The organism is Anoxybacillus sp. LAT27 (genome assembly GCF_022030075.1).
Taxonomy (GTDB): Bacteria; Bacillota; Bacilli; order Bacillales; family Anoxybacillaceae; genus Anoxybacillus; species Anoxybacillus kestanbolensis.
Genome location: NZ_JAIWYK010000424.1, coordinates 25,848 through 43,825 on the forward strand (window position 1 = coordinate 25,848; position 17,978 = coordinate 43,825).

The 17,978-nt window shown below is 44.3% G+C and carries 16 protein-coding genes; all 16 read left to right on the plus strand.

The window, feature by feature from the left end; translation table 11 throughout:
• Window positions 1-128: 128 nt before the first annotated feature.
• The 16 genes from rsmH (at window position 129) to ftsZ (ending at window position 17,895) form a co-directional block, all read left to right on the plus strand.
• Window positions 129-1,061 (plus strand): 16S rRNA (cytosine(1402)-N(4))-methyltransferase RsmH, encoded by a 933-nt coding sequence (gene rsmH / locus LD028_RS12430; protein WP_004891221.1) that lies wholly within the window; start codon window positions 129-131, stop codon window positions 1,059-1,061.
• A gap of 15 nt (window positions 1,062-1,076) precedes the next feature.
• A complete protein-coding gene (ftsL, locus tag LD028_RS12435) occupies window positions 1,077-1,439 on the plus strand; it encodes a cell division protein FtsL (protein ID WP_006321443.1) in 363 nt (120 codons plus the stop codon).
• A gap of 6 nt (window positions 1,440-1,445) precedes the next feature.
• Window positions 1,446-3,623: a penicillin-binding protein gene (locus LD028_RS12440; protein ID WP_237811999.1), complete on the plus strand. Its 2,178-nt coding sequence runs from the start codon at window positions 1,446-1,448 to the stop codon at window positions 3,621-3,623.
• A gap of 65 nt (window positions 3,624-3,688) precedes the next feature.
• Window positions 3,689-5,605, plus strand: a complete 1,917-nt coding sequence (locus LD028_RS12445; RefSeq protein ID WP_237812000.1) for a stage V sporulation protein D — start codon at window positions 3,689-3,691, stop codon at window positions 5,603-5,605.
• 69 nt (window positions 5,606-5,674) lie between these two features.
• A complete protein-coding gene (locus LD028_RS12450; protein WP_237812001.1) occupies window positions 5,675-7,141 on the plus strand; it encodes a UDP-N-acetylmuramoyl-L-alanyl-D-glutamate--2,6-diaminopimelate ligase in 1,467 nt (488 codons plus the stop codon).
• Between the two features lie 23 nt (window positions 7,142-7,164).
• Window positions 7,165-8,139 carry a phospho-N-acetylmuramoyl-pentapeptide-transferase gene (mraY, locus tag LD028_RS12455; protein WP_237812002.1) on the plus strand — a complete coding sequence of 325 codons (975 nt, stop codon included), beginning with the start codon at window positions 7,165-7,167 and terminating at the stop codon, window positions 8,137-8,139.
• Window positions 8,139-9,473 carry a UDP-N-acetylmuramoyl-L-alanine--D-glutamate ligase gene (gene murD / locus LD028_RS12460; RefSeq protein ID WP_237812003.1) on the plus strand — a complete coding sequence of 445 codons (1,335 nt, stop codon included), beginning with the start codon at window positions 8,139-8,141 and terminating at the stop codon, window positions 9,471-9,473. The genes mraY and murD overlap by 1 nt, the downstream gene beginning before the upstream one ends.
• Before the next feature lie 68 nt (window positions 9,474-9,541).
• Window positions 9,542-10,606, plus strand: coding sequence for a stage V sporulation protein E (spoVE, locus tag LD028_RS12465; protein WP_049754165.1), 1,065 nt, complete (start codon window positions 9,542-9,544; stop codon window positions 10,604-10,606).
• A 55-nt stretch (window positions 10,607-10,661) separates the two neighbouring features.
• The gene (murG, locus tag LD028_RS12470) at window positions 10,662-11,753 is read left to right on the plus strand and encodes an undecaprenyldiphospho-muramoylpentapeptide beta-N-acetylglucosaminyltransferase (protein WP_237812004.1); all 1,092 of its coding nucleotides are present in this window, start codon (window positions 10,662-10,664) and stop codon (window positions 11,751-11,753) included.
• 40 nt (window positions 11,754-11,793) lie between these two features.
• Window positions 11,794-12,702, plus strand: a complete 909-nt coding sequence (gene murB / locus LD028_RS12475) for a UDP-N-acetylmuramate dehydrogenase (RefSeq protein ID WP_064220849.1) — start codon at window positions 11,794-11,796, stop codon at window positions 12,700-12,702.
• Window positions 12,703-12,832: 130 nt separating this feature from the next.
• Window positions 12,833-13,621: a cell division protein FtsQ/DivIB gene (locus tag LD028_RS12480; RefSeq protein WP_077429491.1), complete on the plus strand. Its 789-nt coding sequence runs from the start codon at window positions 12,833-12,835 to the stop codon at window positions 13,619-13,621.
• Window positions 13,605-14,297 carry a DUF881 domain-containing protein gene (locus LD028_RS12485; RefSeq protein WP_077429490.1) on the plus strand — a complete coding sequence of 231 codons (693 nt, stop codon included), beginning with the start codon at window positions 13,605-13,607 and terminating at the stop codon, window positions 14,295-14,297. Before LD028_RS12480 ends, LD028_RS12485 begins: the two co-directional genes overlap by 17 nt.
• 10 nt (window positions 14,298-14,307) lie before the next feature.
• Window positions 14,308-15,024 carry a DUF881 domain-containing protein gene (locus LD028_RS12490; protein ID WP_237812005.1) on the plus strand — a complete coding sequence of 239 codons (717 nt, stop codon included), beginning with the start codon at window positions 14,308-14,310 and terminating at the stop codon, window positions 15,022-15,024.
• A 5-nt stretch (window positions 15,025-15,029) separates the two neighbouring features.
• The gene (locus tag LD028_RS12495; RefSeq protein ID WP_004891201.1) at window positions 15,030-15,389 is read left to right on the plus strand and encodes a small basic family protein; all 360 of its coding nucleotides are present in this window, start codon (window positions 15,030-15,032) and stop codon (window positions 15,387-15,389) included.
• An 80-nt stretch (window positions 15,390-15,469) separates the two neighbouring features.
• Window positions 15,470-16,750, plus strand: coding sequence for a cell division protein FtsA (ftsA, locus tag LD028_RS12500; RefSeq protein ID WP_237812006.1), 1,281 nt, complete (start codon window positions 15,470-15,472; stop codon window positions 16,748-16,750).
• 26 nt (window positions 16,751-16,776) lie between these two features.
• A complete protein-coding gene (gene ftsZ, locus LD028_RS12505; protein WP_006321462.1) occupies window positions 16,777-17,895 on the plus strand; it encodes a cell division protein FtsZ in 1,119 nt (372 codons plus the stop codon).
• The last annotated feature ends 83 nt before the right edge of the window (window positions 17,896-17,978 follow it).

Below are 17,978 nucleotides of genomic sequence, written 5' to 3' on the forward strand. Positions count from 1 at the left end.
TGTCGCGTACAGGATTTTTTTTATGTACAATAGAATAGTTCGGAAGTAAGTAGTGAATTTTGTGAAATGATGGTACAATACAATTGCACTCATTTTTTATGTATATGTTGTTTAGGTAGGTGACATCATTGTTTCATCACGTAACCGTATTATTGAAGGAAACAGTTGACGGATTAAATATTAAAAAAGATGGTACATATGTAGATTGCACGCTCGGGGGAGCTGGACATAGCGAATATTTATTGTCGCAATTATCGCCAGAAGGAAGACTATTTGCCTTTGATCAAGATGATATCGCGATTCGTCATGCGCAACAGCGACTTGAACGATATCGTGGTCAGTTTACGATCATTAAAAGCAACTTTCGCTATTTGAAACAACAGCTGGCGCTTTACGGTGTGCATGAAGTCGACGGCATTTTGTTCGATCTTGGTGTATCGTCCCCGCAGTTAGATATGCCTGAGCGTGGCTTTAGTTATCAACATGAAGCGCCGCTCGATATGCGCATGGATCGTGACCAAACGTTGACAGCATACGACGTTGTCAACACATGGTCGTACGAACAGCTCGTGAAAATTTTTTTCCAATATGGTGAAGAAAAATTTTCAAAAGCGATCGCTCGTAAAATTGAGCAAACACGCAAGCAAAAGCCAATTGAAACGACAACAGAACTTGCAGAAGTCATTAAAGAAGCGATTCCCGCACCAGCGCGTCGAACAGGGGGACATCCAGCCAAACGCGTGTTTCAAGCGATTCGCATTGCAGTCAACGACGAATTGCGCGCGTTTGAAGAAGCGATTGAACAAGCAATTGATCTATTAAAGCCCGGAGGAAGAATTAGCGTCATTACGTTCCATTCGCTAGAAGACCGCATTTGCAAAATCGCATTTAAACAAGCAAGTGAAACACCGCACTTGCCGCCGGGATTGCCGATCATTCCAGATGAATATAAGCCGAAATTAAAAATCATTACAAAAAAACCGATCGTCCCGTCTGAAGAAGAACTGCAACATAACCATCGCGCACGATCTGCAAAATTGCGCATTGCTGAAAAACTGTAAAAAGGAGGAAAATGTATGGCTGCTGTTCGCATTCAACAAAAAGTACAAAAAGTACAACAAGAACAACACGTCCAACGCGCGCCAAAGAAAAAGCGAAAACGAAATATACGTTGGACGATTGGGGAAAAAATGGTGTTCGTTTCGTTTTTTGCCTTCGCTTTATATAGTAGCGTCACAATCGTTTCGAATCAATTTACGATTTATCATGTCAATAAAGAAGTGCAACAATTACAAACAAGCATTGAGGAGCAAGAAAAACGAAACCGCGATTTATACGTACAAGTGCAAGAGTTAAGCACGTATGAGCGCATTTTAGCGAAAGCGAAAGAACTTGGCCTTACATTAAACGAAAATAACGTAAAAGTTGTGCAGGACTGATGCAGAATGAGAAAGCATAAACATACGCATAAAGGAGCAGCTATATGTTTTGTTTTTTTTAGCTTGCTCTTTTTTATATTGTTTGTACGTTTCGTTTATTTACAAGCTACAGGTGTTGTAGATGGACAAGTGTTAGCGGTCGAGGCACAAAAACGTTATTTCAAAAAACAAACGCTTGAAGCGAAGCGTGGAACGATTTTCGACCGAAGCGGAGAAGTAATTGCTGAAGACATTCCTTCATATACAGTGGCCGCCATTCTCGATCCGAACATGCCGCAACATGTGACCGATCCGGAAGAAACCGCACGTAAACTTGCGCCGCTATTAAACATGAATGTAGCGGATGTCGAGCGCATTTTAAAAAAGAAGGCGAAGCAAGTTGAGTTCGGCCCGAACGGCCGCGGCATTAGCCAAACGGTGAAACAAAAAATTGAGGCGTTACAGCTTCCAGGCATTACGTTTATACGCGATTCAAAACGATTTTATCCAAACGGTACGTTCGCGTCATACGTTGTCGGCTACGCCCAAAAAGATGAGACGCTGGAAGAAGTTGTTGGGAAAATGGGCATTGAAAAGCAGTTTAATGAGCAGCTGAAAGAAAAAGACGGAGAGATCACGTATGAAAGCGACCCAAAAGGATTTAAACTCCCGTATGCAGATGAACAAATCGTTCCACCGCAAAACGGTAAAAACATTTATTTAACGATCGATAAACATATTCAAACGTTTTTAGAAGATGCGATGAATGCCGTTGAAAAACAATATACACCGAAAAAAATGATCGCCATTGTCGCCGACCCGAAAACTGGGGCGATTTTAGCGATGAGCACCCGTCCGAGTTTTGATCCGAACAAACGAAACATTGAAAACTATTTTAACGATGCGATTTCGTATCCGTATGAGCCGGGATCGACGATGAAAATTTTCACGCTCGCCGCTGCGGTGAATGAAGGGGTGTTTGAGCCGAATGAAACGTATCAATCCGGTTCGTATCAAATCGGTCCTCATCGCGTTCGTGACCATAACAAAGTCGGGTGGGGGAAAATTACGTTTCTTGAGGGAGTACAGCGCTCGTCAAACGTCGCATTCGCAAAAATTGTGCGTGAAAAATTAGGGGAAGATCGCTTTTTACAATATTTGCATCGTTTCCGTTTTAACGAACCGACAGGCATTGAATTGCCGGGTGAAAAAGCTGGAAACATTTTATATCGTTATCCGATCGAAAAAGTGACGACAGGATTCGGACAAGGAACGTCAGTCACACCGATTCAACAAATTCAAGCAGCAACCGCCATCGCAAACGGTGGAAAAATGATGAAACCGTACGTTGTTGACCGCATTGTTGACGGAGATACAGGAAAAACAGTGATGAAGCACGAACCTGTTGTTGTCGATACACCGATTTCAAAAGAAACAGCTGAAAAAGTACTAGACATTTTAGAAACGGTCGTCACATCTGAAAAAGGAACAGGGCGTCCGTATCAAATTGAGGGTTATCGCGTCGCAGGAAAAACAGGAACAGCCCAAATCCCAGATCCAGAAGGCGGGTATTTAACTGGGCATCAAAACTATATTTTTTCATTTTTAGGAATGGTGCCACGTGAAAATCCGCGCTTAGTGATGTATGTTGCTGTGCAACAACCGAACATTTCATATACAGAAACAGGGGCAGCACCTGTATCGATGATTTTCAACTCGGTGATGAAAAATAGTTTACAATATTTAAACATTGAACCGACCGTTAAGAAAAAACACGTGAAAAAAGAAAAAAGCATCGCTCTTCCTTCGTATATTGGTCAGTCGGTAGAGCAAGCAACGCAGTCATTGAAAAAACAAGGATTACATGTGACGGTCATCGGAAAGGGAACGAAAGTGCGTGCCCAATTTCCACAAGCTGGCGAATATGTCGTTGCGCCAGATCGCGTGTTGTTGCAAACGGACGGCGATGCGATCATGCCGGATGTGACAGGCTGGTCGTTGCGCGACGTCATGAAGCTTGCCGAACTGTTGCGGTTAAAGCCAAGCTTTATCGGAAGCGGATACGTATTTAGGCAAAATATTACGCCGGGGACAGTCGTCAAGCAAAACGACTATATGATTGTCGAGCTTGCAAAACCGTCAGACATCGATGAAAAACAACAAGCAAGCACTGAACAGCAAGAGATAGACGGCCCAGTCGATTAGTTCTATATAAAACGGTACAAGCATATAGTGGAACGAGCCGAAATAGATGAAGGAGGTTCCGCTGTATGCGTGCAGTAACTGTTCGAAAGCGATTGACGGCTGTTTTATTGATCGGATTTTTCATTTTTGCGATTATTGACATTCGTCTCGGTTATGTACAATTTGTTTTAGGAGATATGTTAACAGAACGAGCGAAAGATTTATGGAGTCGAAACATTCCGTTTGAACCAGAGCGTGGGGAAATCGTTGATCGTAACGGAGTGCCTCTCGCAACAAATATGAGTGCCCCATCCGTGCTCGTCGTTCCACGACAAATTGAAAACCCATCGGAAGTAGCGAAAGAGCTTGCGCGCATATTAAATATGCCGGTAGAAAAAGCGTATAAACATGTGACGAAAAAAACGTCGATTGAACGTATTCATCCAGAGGGGCGAAAAATTTCAAACGAACAAGCGAAACAAATTCGCGATTTAGGGATGAAAGGAGTATACATTGCGGAAGATTCGAAGCGTTATTATCCGTTCGGGAGCTATTTATCACATGTGCTCGGCTTTGCAGGTATTGACAATCAAGGATTAATGGGACTTGAACTTTACTACGATAAACAGCTAAGCGGAAAACCCGGTTCCGTTCAATTTTATTCCGATGCGAAAGGAAAACGCATGCCTGGGATGGCGGATGCGTACACGCCCCCCGTGGATGGGCTTGATTTAAAATTGACGATTGATACACGTGTACAAACGATTTTAGAGCGCGAGCTAACGATTGCAGAAGCGACGTACCGCCCTGACGGAATTATTGCGATTGCGATGAATCCGAACAACGGAGAAATTTTAGGGATGGCAAGCCGTCCGACATTTGATCCCGCTGATTTTCAAAACGTGCCACCTGAAATTTTTAACCGCAATTTGCCGATTTGGAGCACGTATGAACCGGGATCCACGTTTAAAATTATTACGCTCGCGGCAGCGTTAGAAGAAAAAAAAGTCGATTTATTAAAAGAACATTTTTACGACCCGGGATATGTGAAAGTGGCTGGTGCGACGCTTCATTGTTGGAAACGTGGGGGGCATGGCGATCAAACGTTTCTTGAAGTTGTCCAAAACTCTTGCAACCCGGGATTCGTTGAACTTGGTGATCGACTCGGCAAAGATAAACTATTCGAATATATTCGCGCGTTTGGTTTCGGTGAGAAAACGGGCATCGATTTGCAAGGGGAAGGAAAAGGAATTTTATTCCCACTTCATCGCGTTGGACCGGTCGAACAAGCAACGACTGCTTTCGGTCAAGGGGTAGCTGTTACACCGATTCAACAAGTGGCAGCGGTCGCTGCTGCGGTAAATGGAGGGATTTTATACCAACCATACATCGCAAAAGAATGGCTCGATCCGGTTACAGGAGAAGTCATTCAACGACAAACACCGAAAGCAAAAAGAAGGGTTATTTCCGAGGAAACGTCTAAACAAATTCGTTATGCCCTCGAAAGCGTGGTAGCCCAAGGAACAGGGAAGGGAGCGTTTGTCGACGGTTACCGCGTTGGCGGTAAAACCGGAACAGCTCAAAAAGCGAAAGACGGTCAATATTTAAAAGACAACCATATCGTTTCATTTATCGGTTTTGCGCCAGCAGACGATCCACAAATTGTTGTATACGTGGCGGTCGATAATCCGAAAGGCACAGTACAATTTGGTGGTGTCGTCGCCGCCCCGATTGTTGGAAACATTATGGAAGATAGCTTGCGCGCGCTCGGTGTCAAACCGCGCAAACAGCAAATTGAAAAAGAAACGACATGGCTCGACCCACGCTATGTAGAAGTACCAAATTTAATCGGTTTAACAAAAAAAGATTTGCAACAGCAACTTTTTAACTTAAAATTAGATGGTAGTGGCGAAGGCGATACGGTTGTTGAACAGGCGCCGAAGCCTGGAGTCAAAGTGAAAGAAGGAGCGACGATCCGGGTTTATTTTGGAACGAAACGGTAAAGCCTAGAGGAAGTATCCTCATGGCTTCTTTTTCTGTTTAGATAAGAAAAAAAGAAAGGAACGATCGGTATGAAGTTACAAACGTTACTTCAACATTTACATAGCTTTACCCCACTTGCAACAGAAAATCCAACGATTACATCGATCGAAATGGATTCAAGGGAAGTCAAACAAGGTTCATTATTTGTTTGCATCAAAGGATTTACAGTAGATGGACACGATTTTGCGGAACAAGCTGTCGCGCGCGGAGCAGTTGCAGTCGTGGCAGAAAAACCGCTCACATTGCCTGTGCCGGTCATTTATGTGAACGATAGCCGACGTGCCCTCGCTGTATTAGCCGACGCCTTTTACGGTCAGCCGACGCACCACCTTCATTTAATTGGGGTAACAGGAACGAACGGAAAAACGACGACGACGCATCTCATCGAACGCATATGCCGTCACGCTGGAAAAAAAACCGGACTCATCGGTACGATTAACATGAAAATTGGCGATGACACGTATGATGTAAAAAATACAACACCTGAATCGCTTATTTTACAAAACATGTTTCGGAAAATGGTTGATGCGCACGTGGACGTCGTTGCGATGGAAGTATCGTCTCATGCGTTACATATGGGGAGAGTACACGGATGCGATTTTGATGTCGCGGTGTTTACAAACTTAACGCAAGACCATTTAGACTATCATCAAACGATGGACCATTATCGTTGGTCGAAAGGGCTGTTGTTTGCGCAACTCGGTAACCGTTTTGATCACCGACGTCCAAAATTTGCGATATTGAATGCAGACGATGCTGCCTCAGAAGAGTATAAAAAAAGTACGGCCGCAACAGTTGTGACGTACGGCATTCATCATAAAAGCGACATTATGGCGAAACAAATTGAAATAACTACAAGTGGTACGACATTCCAACTTGTTACCCCAATCGAAACGGTACAAGTGAAAACGAAGCTTATTGGCATGTTTAATGTTTATAATTTGTTAGCTGCAGTCGGCGCTTGTCTCGTTTCAAACATTCCGCTCTCTACGATTGTCGAAGCGATTGCCGATATTGAAGGTGTTCCCGGTCGCTTTGAAGTTGTCGATGCCGGACAACCGTTTACTGTCATCGTCGATTATGCACACACACCAGATAGTTTAGAAAACGTATTGCATACGATTCGACAGTTTGCGAAAAAACGTGTATTTGTCGTCGTCGGCTGCGGTGGAGATCGCGATCGGACGAAGCGACCATTGATGGCGCAAATCGCAGTCAAATATAGCGACGTACCGATTTTTACATCCGACAATCCGCGTTCAGAAGATCCGCTCGTCATTTTAAACGATATGAAACAAGGGGTAGCCGAAGACGTCGTATGTATTGTCGATCGAAAAGAGGCGATTACATACGCCATTGAGCAAGCCGAAAAAGACGATATCATTTTAATCGCTGGAAAAGGACATGAGACGTATCAAATCATCGGGAAAGATGTGTTCCATTTTGATGATCGTGTCGTCGCACGCGAAGCTATTCAACGAAGAAAAGATAAATAGGAAATGAGGAAGGTGCAACGATCATGAACGAGAAAGTCATTTTGTTTACGGCAGGGCTTGCCTTTATTATTACCGTTGTGTTATCGCCCATTTTCATTCCGTTTTTAAGACGATTAAAATTTGGGCAAAGCATTCGTGAAGAAGGACCAAAATCTCATCAAAAAAAATCAGGTACGCCGACGATGGGCGGGTTAATGATTTTATTGTCGCTTTCTATCACCACATGGATCATGAGCGATATATTTTTTGAACGAACAGCGCACACATACATGTTGTTGTTCGTTACGGTCGGATATGGGTTGCTCGGTTTTATTGACGACTTTATTAAAGTGGTGATGAAACGCAACCTCGGCTTAACGAGCAAGCAAAAACTAGCAGGACAATTGTTAATTGCGCTCGTTTTTTACTTTTTCTTTCAACGTTACAACATTTCAACAGTCGTCTCGATTCCCGGGACAGACGTATCGATCGATTTAGGTGTTGCTTATGTTTTGCTTATTATTTTTATGCTTGTTGGCGGCTCGAATGCAGTCAATTTAACGGACGGCTTAGACGGGTTATTAGCGGGAACAGCAGCGGTTGCGTTCGGTGCATATGCTGTCTTAGCATGGAACCAAGGGCAATATGACATCGCTATTTTTAGCGTTGCGGTTGTCGGTGCGGTGCTTGGATTTCTTGTGTTCAACGCGCATCCTGCGAAAGTGTTTATGGGGGATACCGGTTCCCTTGCGCTTGGTGGGGCGATTGTGACGATTGCCATTTTGACGAAACTTGAAATATTATTAGTCATTATCGGTGGCGTATTCGTCATTGAAACATTATCTGTCATCATTCAAGTCATTTCGTTTAAAACGACAGGAAAACGCGTGTTTCGTATGAGCCCGCTTCATCATCATTACGAGTTAATCGGCTGGTCGGAGTGGCGCGTTGTCGTGACGTTTTGGGCAGTTGGCTTATTGTTTGCCATCTTAGGAATTTATATTGAGGTGTGGGTATAATGTACAACGGAAAAAAAGTGTTCGTATTAGGTTTAGCGAAAAGCGGGTTGGCAGCAGCAAAACGACTCCGTGAACTCGGTGCGGATGTCGTTGTCAACGATCGCAACGAACCGAGCGAGCCAGAAAAGCAACAGTTAGAAGCGCTTGGCGTTCGTCTCGTATGCGGGGGGCATCCGCTTGAGTTGCTTGATGAGCCGTTCGATTTCGTCGTAAAAAATCCGGGCATTCCATATACAAACGCGCTCGTTCAAAAAGCGCTCGCCAAACACATTCCGATTATTACGGAAGTCGAAATTGCGTATGAAACGTCAGAAGCACCGATTATCGGCATTACAGGTTCAAACGGAAAAACGACGACGACGACCTTGATTTATCACATGTTACAAGAAGCGAAACGTCGTCCTTTGATCGCCGGAAATATCGGAACAGTTGCATGCGAAGTCGCGAAACAGGCGACAAAAGATGATGTTATCGTCATGGAATTATCTTCGTTCCAACTGCTCGGGACGATTCGCTTTCGTCCGCATATCGCCGTGTTGTTAAACATTTTTGATGCACATTTAGACTATCACGGAACGAAAGAAGCGTACGCAGAAGCGAAAGGAAACATTTTTAAAAACCAAATGGAAACGGACTACGCGGTCGTCAACGCCGATGATCCGATCGTCATGCAATTAGCGAAAAAAAGCCGCGCACAACACGTGCCGTTTTCTGTGAAAACACCATTATCGTACGGAGCAACGGTGAAAGAAGGCGCCATTTATTTTCATGACGAGCGCATCATCGATATTACAGATGTAGCGCTACGTGGAACGCACAATCTCGAAAACATATTGGCCGCTGTTGCAGCAGCAAAACTCGCAGGTGCAGACAACGAGGCGATTCGCCGTGTCTTAACGACGTTTACAGGCGTTCCTCATCGCTTGCAATTTGTCGCTGAAATCAACGGAAGAAAATTTTATAACGACTCAAAAGCGACAAACATATTAGCGACGCAAAAAGCGTTAAGCGCCTTTCATGAGCCGGTCATTTTACTTGCCGGTGGGTTAGACCGCGGCAACGAGTTTGATGAGTTATTGCCGTACTTCAAACATGTGAAAGCCGTCATTACATTCGGGCAGACGGCACCAAAAATTGAGCGGGTTGCGCGCGAAGCAGGAATACAGCAAGTGAAACGTGTCGATAATGTGGAACAAGCAGCTTTTGCCGCATATGAATGGTCGTCATCGGGCGATATTATTTTACTTTCCCCAGCGTGTGCAAGTTGGGATCAATATAAAACTTTCGAACAGCGTGGGGACATGTTTGTACATGCGGTGCATAAGCTTAAATAAGACGAATTTTAAGTAAATTGAGGTGTTCCGCATTGCATGGAAAAAAGTCTGCACCTGATTTTTTGTTAATGATCATCACGTTTTCGTTGTTGGCGATCGGGCTTGTTATGGTGTATAGCGCTAGCGCCATATGGGCGGATTACAAGTTTCATGATTCGTTTTTCTTTGCGAAACGCCAACTATTGTTCGCAGGGGTCGGCATCGTCGCAATGTTTTTTTTCATGAACATCGACTATTGGACGTGGCGGACGTGGGCGAAAGTGTTGCTTATCGTTTGTTTTATCCTTCTCATTCTCGTCTTAATTCCGGGCATCGGCATGGTGCGCAACGGCTCGCGTAGCTGGATTGGTGTTGGCGCGTTTTCCATTCAGCCATCTGAGTTTATGAAAATGGCGATGATCGCGTTTTTAGCGAAATATTTATCTGAAAACCAAAAAAAAATCGCGTCATTTAAACAAGGTTTACTTCCGTCTTTAACGCTCGTATTTATTGCGTTCGGAATGATTATGTTGCAGCCCGATTTAGGGACGGGAACGGTCATGGTCGGCACGTGTGTTGTTATGATTTTTGTCGCTGGTGCGCGCATGAGCCACTTTGTTCTTCTTGGCTTGCTTGGTTTGGCTGGTTTTGCTGGGCTTGTGTTATCCGCTCCGTATCGCATCAAGCGCATTACGTCATTTTTAAACCCGTGGGAAGATCCGTTAGGAAGCGGTTTTCAAATCATTCAATCGCTTTATGCGATCGGGCCGGGCGGGCTATTTGGGCTCGGGCTCGGACAAAGCCGCCAAAAGTTTTTTTACTTGCCTGAGCCACAAACGGACTTTATTTTTGCCATTTTAGCAGAAGAGCTTGGCTTTATTGGCGGCTCGCTCGTTTTGCTTCTTTTCAGTTTACTGCTTTGGCGTGGCATTCGTATCGCTTTAGGAGCACCAGATTTATACGGCAGTTTTTTAGCTGTCGGTATCATTGCGATGGTGGCCATCCAAGTGATGATCAATATCGGGGTCGTGACCGGACTTATGCCGGTAACGGGGATTACGTTGCCGTTTTTAAGTTATGGCGGCTCGTCATTGACGCTCATGCTTATGGCGATTGGCGTCTTGCTAAACATTAGCCGTTATGCGCGATATTAAGGCTGACTTCCCGGAAGTCAGCTTCTTCTGTTACTTTCGATGAGGGGGAAAAACGATGAAAATTGTAGTAAGTGGTGGCGGAACAGGAGGTCATATTTATCCTGCGCTTGCATTTATTCATGAAGTAAAAAAACAACATCCAAACGTCGATGTATTATATATCGGGACAAAAAAAGGGTTAGAAAGTACGATCGTTCCAAGAGAAAACATCCCATTTCATGCGATTGACATTAGCGGATTAAAGCGCAGTCTTTCATTTGAAAACGTCAAAACGATCGTACGTTTTATAAAAAGTGTGCGCGCATGCAAAAAACTGTTGAAACAATACAAACCGGACGTTGTGCTCGGCACAGGGGGATACGTGTGCGCACCTGTCGTATATGCGGCAGCTAAACTAGGTATTCCAACGATCATTCATGAACAAAACAGCATTCCAGGGCTGACGAATACTTTTTTAAGCCGTTATGCGAATAAAGTGGCCATTTGTTTTGAAGAAACAAAACAATATTTCCCACAAGAAAAAGTAGTGTTAACAGGAAACCCGCGGGCTTCAGAAGTCGTAGGAAAAGACGGACGAGAAGCGAGACGGTCGCTCGGATTAGATGAGAAGAAAAAAACGGTGCTCATTGTCGGGGGGAGTCGCGGCGCACGCCCGATCAATGAGGCGTTTTTGCAAGTGCTGCATGAAGTTGAACAAAAGCCGTATCAATGTTTATATGTTACAGGTGACGTTCATTATGATAAAGTAATAAAGGCGGTAAACGATGTCGGCAATCCTTCAAACGTCATCATCCGTCCGTTTATTCACAACATGCCGGAAGTATTGGCAGGGGTCGATGTCATCGTCGCTCGTGCAGGCGCAACGACACTCGCAGAAATTACGGCGCTCGGCATTCCAAGCATTTTAATTCCGAGCCCGTATGTGACAAATAATCACCAAGAAAAAAATGCGCGGGCGCTTGAAAAAAAGGGAGCAGCGATCGTTCGTTTAGAAAGCGAATTGACAGGCGGGCGCTTGCTTGATGATATCGACCGCATATTGTTAGACGAACAAACGTTGACAAATATGAAAGAAGCAGCGTTTCAATTAGGCATTCGTGACGCGGCAGAGCGTTTATATCGCGTCATGGTGGAGATGATTTCATAAGTTGCATACGATATAGGAAAGAGGTAGAGGAGGTAGACCATTGGAAAAACTACGTGAAGAGCTCCTGCAAGCTAACGTGGGAACAGTAAAAGAAAACGAACGCATGGCTAGTCATACAACGATTAAAATCGGTGGACCTGCTGATTTGTTTGTGGAACCGAAACATATAGATGGTTTAAAAAAGACGATAGAAATCGTACGAAAATATAATGTACCTTGGCGTGCGATCGGTCGCGGCTCCAACTTACTTGTGCGAGACGGAGGCATTGAAGGGGTCGTCATTAAACTTGGCGAAGGATTAGATGATCTATACATTCATGATACAGAAGTGACAGTCGGTGGGGGATATTCGCTCATTAAACTAGCGACGGTCATTAGTAAGCAAGGATTGTCTGGGTTGGAGTTTGCAGGAGGCATTCCGGGCACAGTTGGCGGAGCGGTGTATATGAACGCTGGTGCTCACGGATCGGATATGTCGCGCATCGTAAAAAAAGCACAAATTTTATTTGAAGACGGAACGATTGAATGGTTAACGAATGAAGAGATGGAGTTTTCGTATCGCACATCCGTTTTACAAAAAAAGCGCAAAGGAATTTGCATTGCAGCAACGCTTGAAATGAAAAAAGGAAACCGTGATGAAATTGTCGCGGCGATGCAAAAAAATAAAGATTACCGCCGCGAGACGCAACCGTGGAACTACCCGTGTGCGGGAAGCATTTTCCGCAATCCGCTTCCGCAATACGCTGGGCAGTTAATTGAACAAGCAGGGTTAAAAGGATATACGATCGGCGGGGCGAAAATATCTGAACAGCATGCGAACTTTATTGTCAACGCAGGCGGGGCAACAGCAAACGACGTGCTCGAGCTCATCGATTATGTGAAAAAGACGATTCACGACTTATATGGCGTGTCGTTGCAAACAGAAGTTGAAATTGTTGGGCGGAAGTAATACATTTTCCCCATCCTAATTTTTCTATATTATGCTATAATAGAAATGGAGATGATGAACTAACGGTGGCTGACATGCGCCGTTAGTTTTCTTGTTATTTTGATTTGGTCCATCGACCGAGGTGGAGTGAATGGGAAAAGAAAAAGGAAAAGTTGTTGTTCTTGAAGAACGTGTACCAAAATTAAAGGAGCAGCGACGACAGCGTGCTAATCGCTTACTTGTTGCATATATCGCTTTATTTTTTATGCTTTTATTAGGCGTTGTTTATGCCCAGTCGCCACTTAGCAACGTCGCAGTCATCCACGTCGAAGGAAATCATCATATCGCTTCGCAACAGATCATCCAATTAAGCGGTATAACGAAACAAACGAGCTTTTGGAAAGTAAAAAAAGACGAGGTCGAACAGCGAGTGAAACAACATCCAGAAGTGAAAGACGTCAGTGTAAAAAAACGAATTCCGAATCGTATCGACATCGTGATCGTCGAGCGAAAGCGCATCGCTTACATTTTGGACAAGCATTCCTTTTTGCCGATTTTAGATAACGGAAAAGTGTTGACGCATGCGAAACAAGTGATTCCGAGTGATGCTCCGATTTTAGTCGGGTGGAAAGAAGGAGAGGCTATTCAAGACATGGCTGCCCAATTGGCGAATACGCCAAATTCGATTTTAAACCTTATCTCAGAAATTCATTATACCCCAAACGCATTGGATGCAAGGCATATTACTGTCTATATGAATGACGGCATCGAAGTGAGTGCTACAATCGATCGTTTTGCGAAAAAAATTGTGCATTATCCTTCGATTGTCAGTCAGTTACAGCCGGGGGTAAAAGGCGTTCTTCATTTAGAGATGAGCACATATTTCAAACCGTACGAAGCGGATGAAGGGAAGGAAAACGAAGATGAAAATGAACGGTAGCCACGTCATTTTGTCGTTCGTTTGTTTAGTTTTAGGATTTATGTTGGCTTTTTCTTATCAGATAACGAAAAAAGAGACGGCCAATCGCGAGCTAGAACGTCAATGGGATAAAGAGTACGAATATCGTCAACAGCTCATTGAACAACAAGAGCAAAACAAAAAGTTGCAAGCTGAATTGTTTAAAAAACAACAACGCGTACGCGAAATGGAAAAACAATTAGCAAGCGAAGAACAAATTTATTTTAACCTCGCTGAAGATGCAGAGCGGTTGCGCATGTATCTTGGCAAAGTGAAAGTGAAAGGAAAAGGGGTCGAAGTGACGCTATCTGATGCTTCATACATTCCTTCAGAAGCGAACGCCACAAACTACATCGTCCATGAACAACATGTGTTTCAAGTTGTCAATGAACTATTGATTGCGGGGGCGTCTGCAATATCGATTAACGGACAGCGATTATCGCACCGATCGTATATTTTGTGCAATGGTCCGGTCATTGAAATCGATGGGACACAACATCCAGCCCCGTTCGTTATTCAAGCGATCGGCGACCCAAACGTACTTATTCCGGCGTTAACGATTGCTGGTGGGGTGAAAGATCAGCTGACGAGCGACCATATTATTGTTGACATTACGGAAAAATCGGAAATTACAATGGAACCGTTGATGCAAAAATAGAGGAGGAGCGATGTTGACGCAAAAAACGATATGGCATTTCACGCTTGTGTCGTTCATTATTGGCTTTATGTTAGCTGTCCAATTCCAGACGAACAACGAGCCAGATGTGCGCGATACACGTGACATATGGGAAATTAGACAAGATTTAAAAAAAGAACAAGAGCTACATAAACAACTATTAAACGAAATACGAAAATATGAAGAAACGTTAGAAAAATATGAACAGCAACGTTCAGAAAGCAAAGGAGCGATTCTTCGCCAAACGGTAGAAGAACTAAAAAAAGAAGCTGGGTTAACGGAAGTTGTCGGGGAAGGTGTCGTGCTTTATGTCGAACAAATGTATGATGAATCGTACGTTGGCCCGATTAGCGATACGGTGTCAGCAGAGTTGCTTCGCCGACTCATGAATGAATTAAACATGTATGGCGCCCAATATGTAGCGATTGCAGATCAGCGCGTCGTCAACACGACGGTCATTCGCGACATTAACGGTGTGACGAAAGTCGATTCGTATCCGCTTCGCTCTTTCCCATTTGAAATTAAAGTCATTGCGGCGGACGCCGAAAAAATGTACAACCGGTTAAAAGCTTCAACGATTGCCGATGACTTTGCCATTGAAAATTTACTTCTGACGATTTCAGAACCGCAACAACGTGTCGTCATTCCTCCGTACGATGGAGCAGTGCGTGTGAAACAAATGGAAGCAGTTGAAGAGGATAGGAGGTGAACGTGATGTGGCTTCCGTTGCTCGGCCTCGTCATTGGCATATTGCTCGGATTGTTGACAGATTGGCGCATTTCGAGCGAATATGCTAACTACTTATCGATCGCGGTGCTCGCAGCGTTTGATACGCTCATAGGTGGTATTCGCGCACATTTGCAAAATATTTACGATGAGCACGTGTTTGTATCCGGATTTTTTTTTAATATTATTTTAGCAACAAGTTTAGCTTTTCTCGGTGTGCATCTTGGTGTAGACTTGTATTTAGCAGCTGTATTTGCGTTCGGTGTGCGCCTGTTTCAAAACATCGCTGTCATCCGCCGAATTTTGCTAACGAAATGGTTAGAAAGCCGCCAAAAAAATCGCTTATAAAAAAGGGAATGCTGTTCGAATGTGGAATATAGTGTTGATATACATAGTAACGTTCATTTTGTAAAGGAGGTGCCACCAGAATGAACAGCAACGATTTTTATGTTAGTCTTGACATCGGTACGTCCAGTGTAAAAGTTATCATTGGCGAAATGATTAACGATCAGTTAAACATTATCGGTGTCGGCAATGTGAAGTCGCAAGGGCTGAAAAAAGGCTCTATCATTGATATAGATGAAACGGTACAATCCATTAAACGAGCGGTTGAACAAGCGGAACGGATGGTCGGCGTAACGATTAAAGGCGCCATTGTCGGAGTAAACGGCAACCACATTCAACTTCAACCGTGCAATGGGATTGTCGCTGTATCAAGCGAAAATAAAGAAATTACAACTGAAGACGTCACACGCGTTATTGAAGCGGCACAAGTCGTCTCCATTCCACCAGAGCGCGAAATTATTGACGTCATTCCGAAACAGTTTATCGTTGACGGCCTTGATGGCATTAACGACCCGCGCGGTATGTTAGGTGTCCGATTGGAAATGGAAGGAACGATGATTACTGCATCGAAAACCGCTTTACATAACGTGCTTCGCTGTGTCGAACGAGCGGGGTTAGATGTGCTTGATGTGTGCCTTCAACCACTAGCGGCCGCCTCAATTGCATTATCGAAAGATGAAAAAAATTTAGGTGTGGCACTTATTGATATCGGTGGTGGTTCAACGACGGTCGCTGTGTTTGAACAAGGCTTTTTACAAGCAACGACCGTACTTCCGATCGGTGGTGAACATATTACAAAAGATTTATCGATCGGCATGCGTACGTCGACAGAAGATGCAGAACGCATTAAACTAAAACATGGACACGCATTTTACGATCTCGCTTCGGATGAAGAAGTATTTAGCGTTCCGATTATCGGTACGGATCAACATCAAAAATTTAGCCAATTACAAATCGCGGATATGATTGAAGCGCGTGTAGAGGAAATTTTACAAATGGCGCAAGCTGAAATTCGCAGACGTGGATTTCGCGATTTGCCTGGCGGATACGTGTTAACCGGTGGAACAGTCAATATGCCGGGCGTATTGGAACTTGCCGAAGCCATTTTTGAAAATACTGTACGCGTGGCGATGCCGGATTATATTGGCGTCCGCGATCCACAATATACAAACGGTGTTGGCTTAATTCAATTTGCTTATAAAAATGCGAAGCTACAAGGAAGACACGTTCCTGTTCTTTCTTCGAGCGCGACAGACGATTTCCAACCGGAGAAAAAGGTGCATAAAGCGCCAGCAAAGCCGAAACAAAAAGAAGAACATTTAGGGCATAAAGTAAAGAAATTTTTCGGATACTTTTTTGAATGACAATTTGAATGGCTAGGAGGATTATCATGTTGGAGTTTGACACGACTGTTGATCAGTTAGCAACAATTAAAGTAATTGGTGTCGGCGGCGGCGGAAATAACGCTGTCAATCGCATGATTGAACATGGTGTACAAGGTGTTGAATTTATTGCGGTTAATACAGATGCTCAAGCGCTAAACTTATCCAAGGCGCCAACTAAACTGCAAATTGGTGCAAAATTGACGCGCGGATTAGGTGCAGGAGCAAATCCAGAAGTAGGAAAAAAAGCGGCCGAAGAAAGTAAAGAACAAATTGAAGAAGCGCTCAAAGGTGCCGATATGGTATTCGTCACAGCCGGCATGGGTGGGGGCACAGGAACAGGAGCGGCGCCAGTTATTGCTCAAATCGCACGCGATTTAGGTGCGCTTACTGTCGGCGTCGTCACACGGCCGTTTACGTTTGAAGGAAGAAAGCGCGCGATGCAAGCGGCAAGCGGTATCGCAGCGATGAAAGAAGCCGTTGATACGCTCATCGTCATTCCGAACGACCGTCTATTAGAAATCGTTGATAAAAATACGCCGATGTTAGAAGCGTTCCGCGAAGCAGACAACGTGCTTCGTCAAGGGGTACAAGGCATCTCCGACTTAATTGCGGTGCCGGGATTAATTAACTTAGACTTTGCCGATGTGAAAACGATTATGTCGAACAAAGGTTCAGCCCTCATGGGAATCGGCGTAGCAACGGGGGAAAATCGCGCCGCGGAGGCAGCGAAAAAGGCGATCTCGAGCCCGCTATTAGAAACATCGATCGACGGTGCCCAAGGCGTATTAATGAACATTACAGGCGGTACGAACTTAAGCTTGTACGAAGTGCAAGAAGCAGCTGATATCGTCGCATCTGCTGCTGATCAAGACGTCAATATGATTTTCGGTTCGGTTATTAACGAAAACTTAAAAGACGAAATTATCGTTACGGTTATCGCGACAGGATTTAACGAAGAAGTGAATCAAGCGAAAGCGACGCGACAAGCGGTTGTCAAACCGACAGTTGGCGTCAAGCGCGAGAAAAAAGAAGAGCCAGTCGACTACTCGCCAACACGCGGACAACAAGTCGAGGATCCACTCGACATCCCTGCCTTTTTACGCAATCGCAACCGTCGCCGTTAAAAAAACGCTCACTACGTGTGGGCGTTTTTTTATTTCCATCATCATATGACAAAATCTCTGAAGAAATGACGTCATCGTTTGAC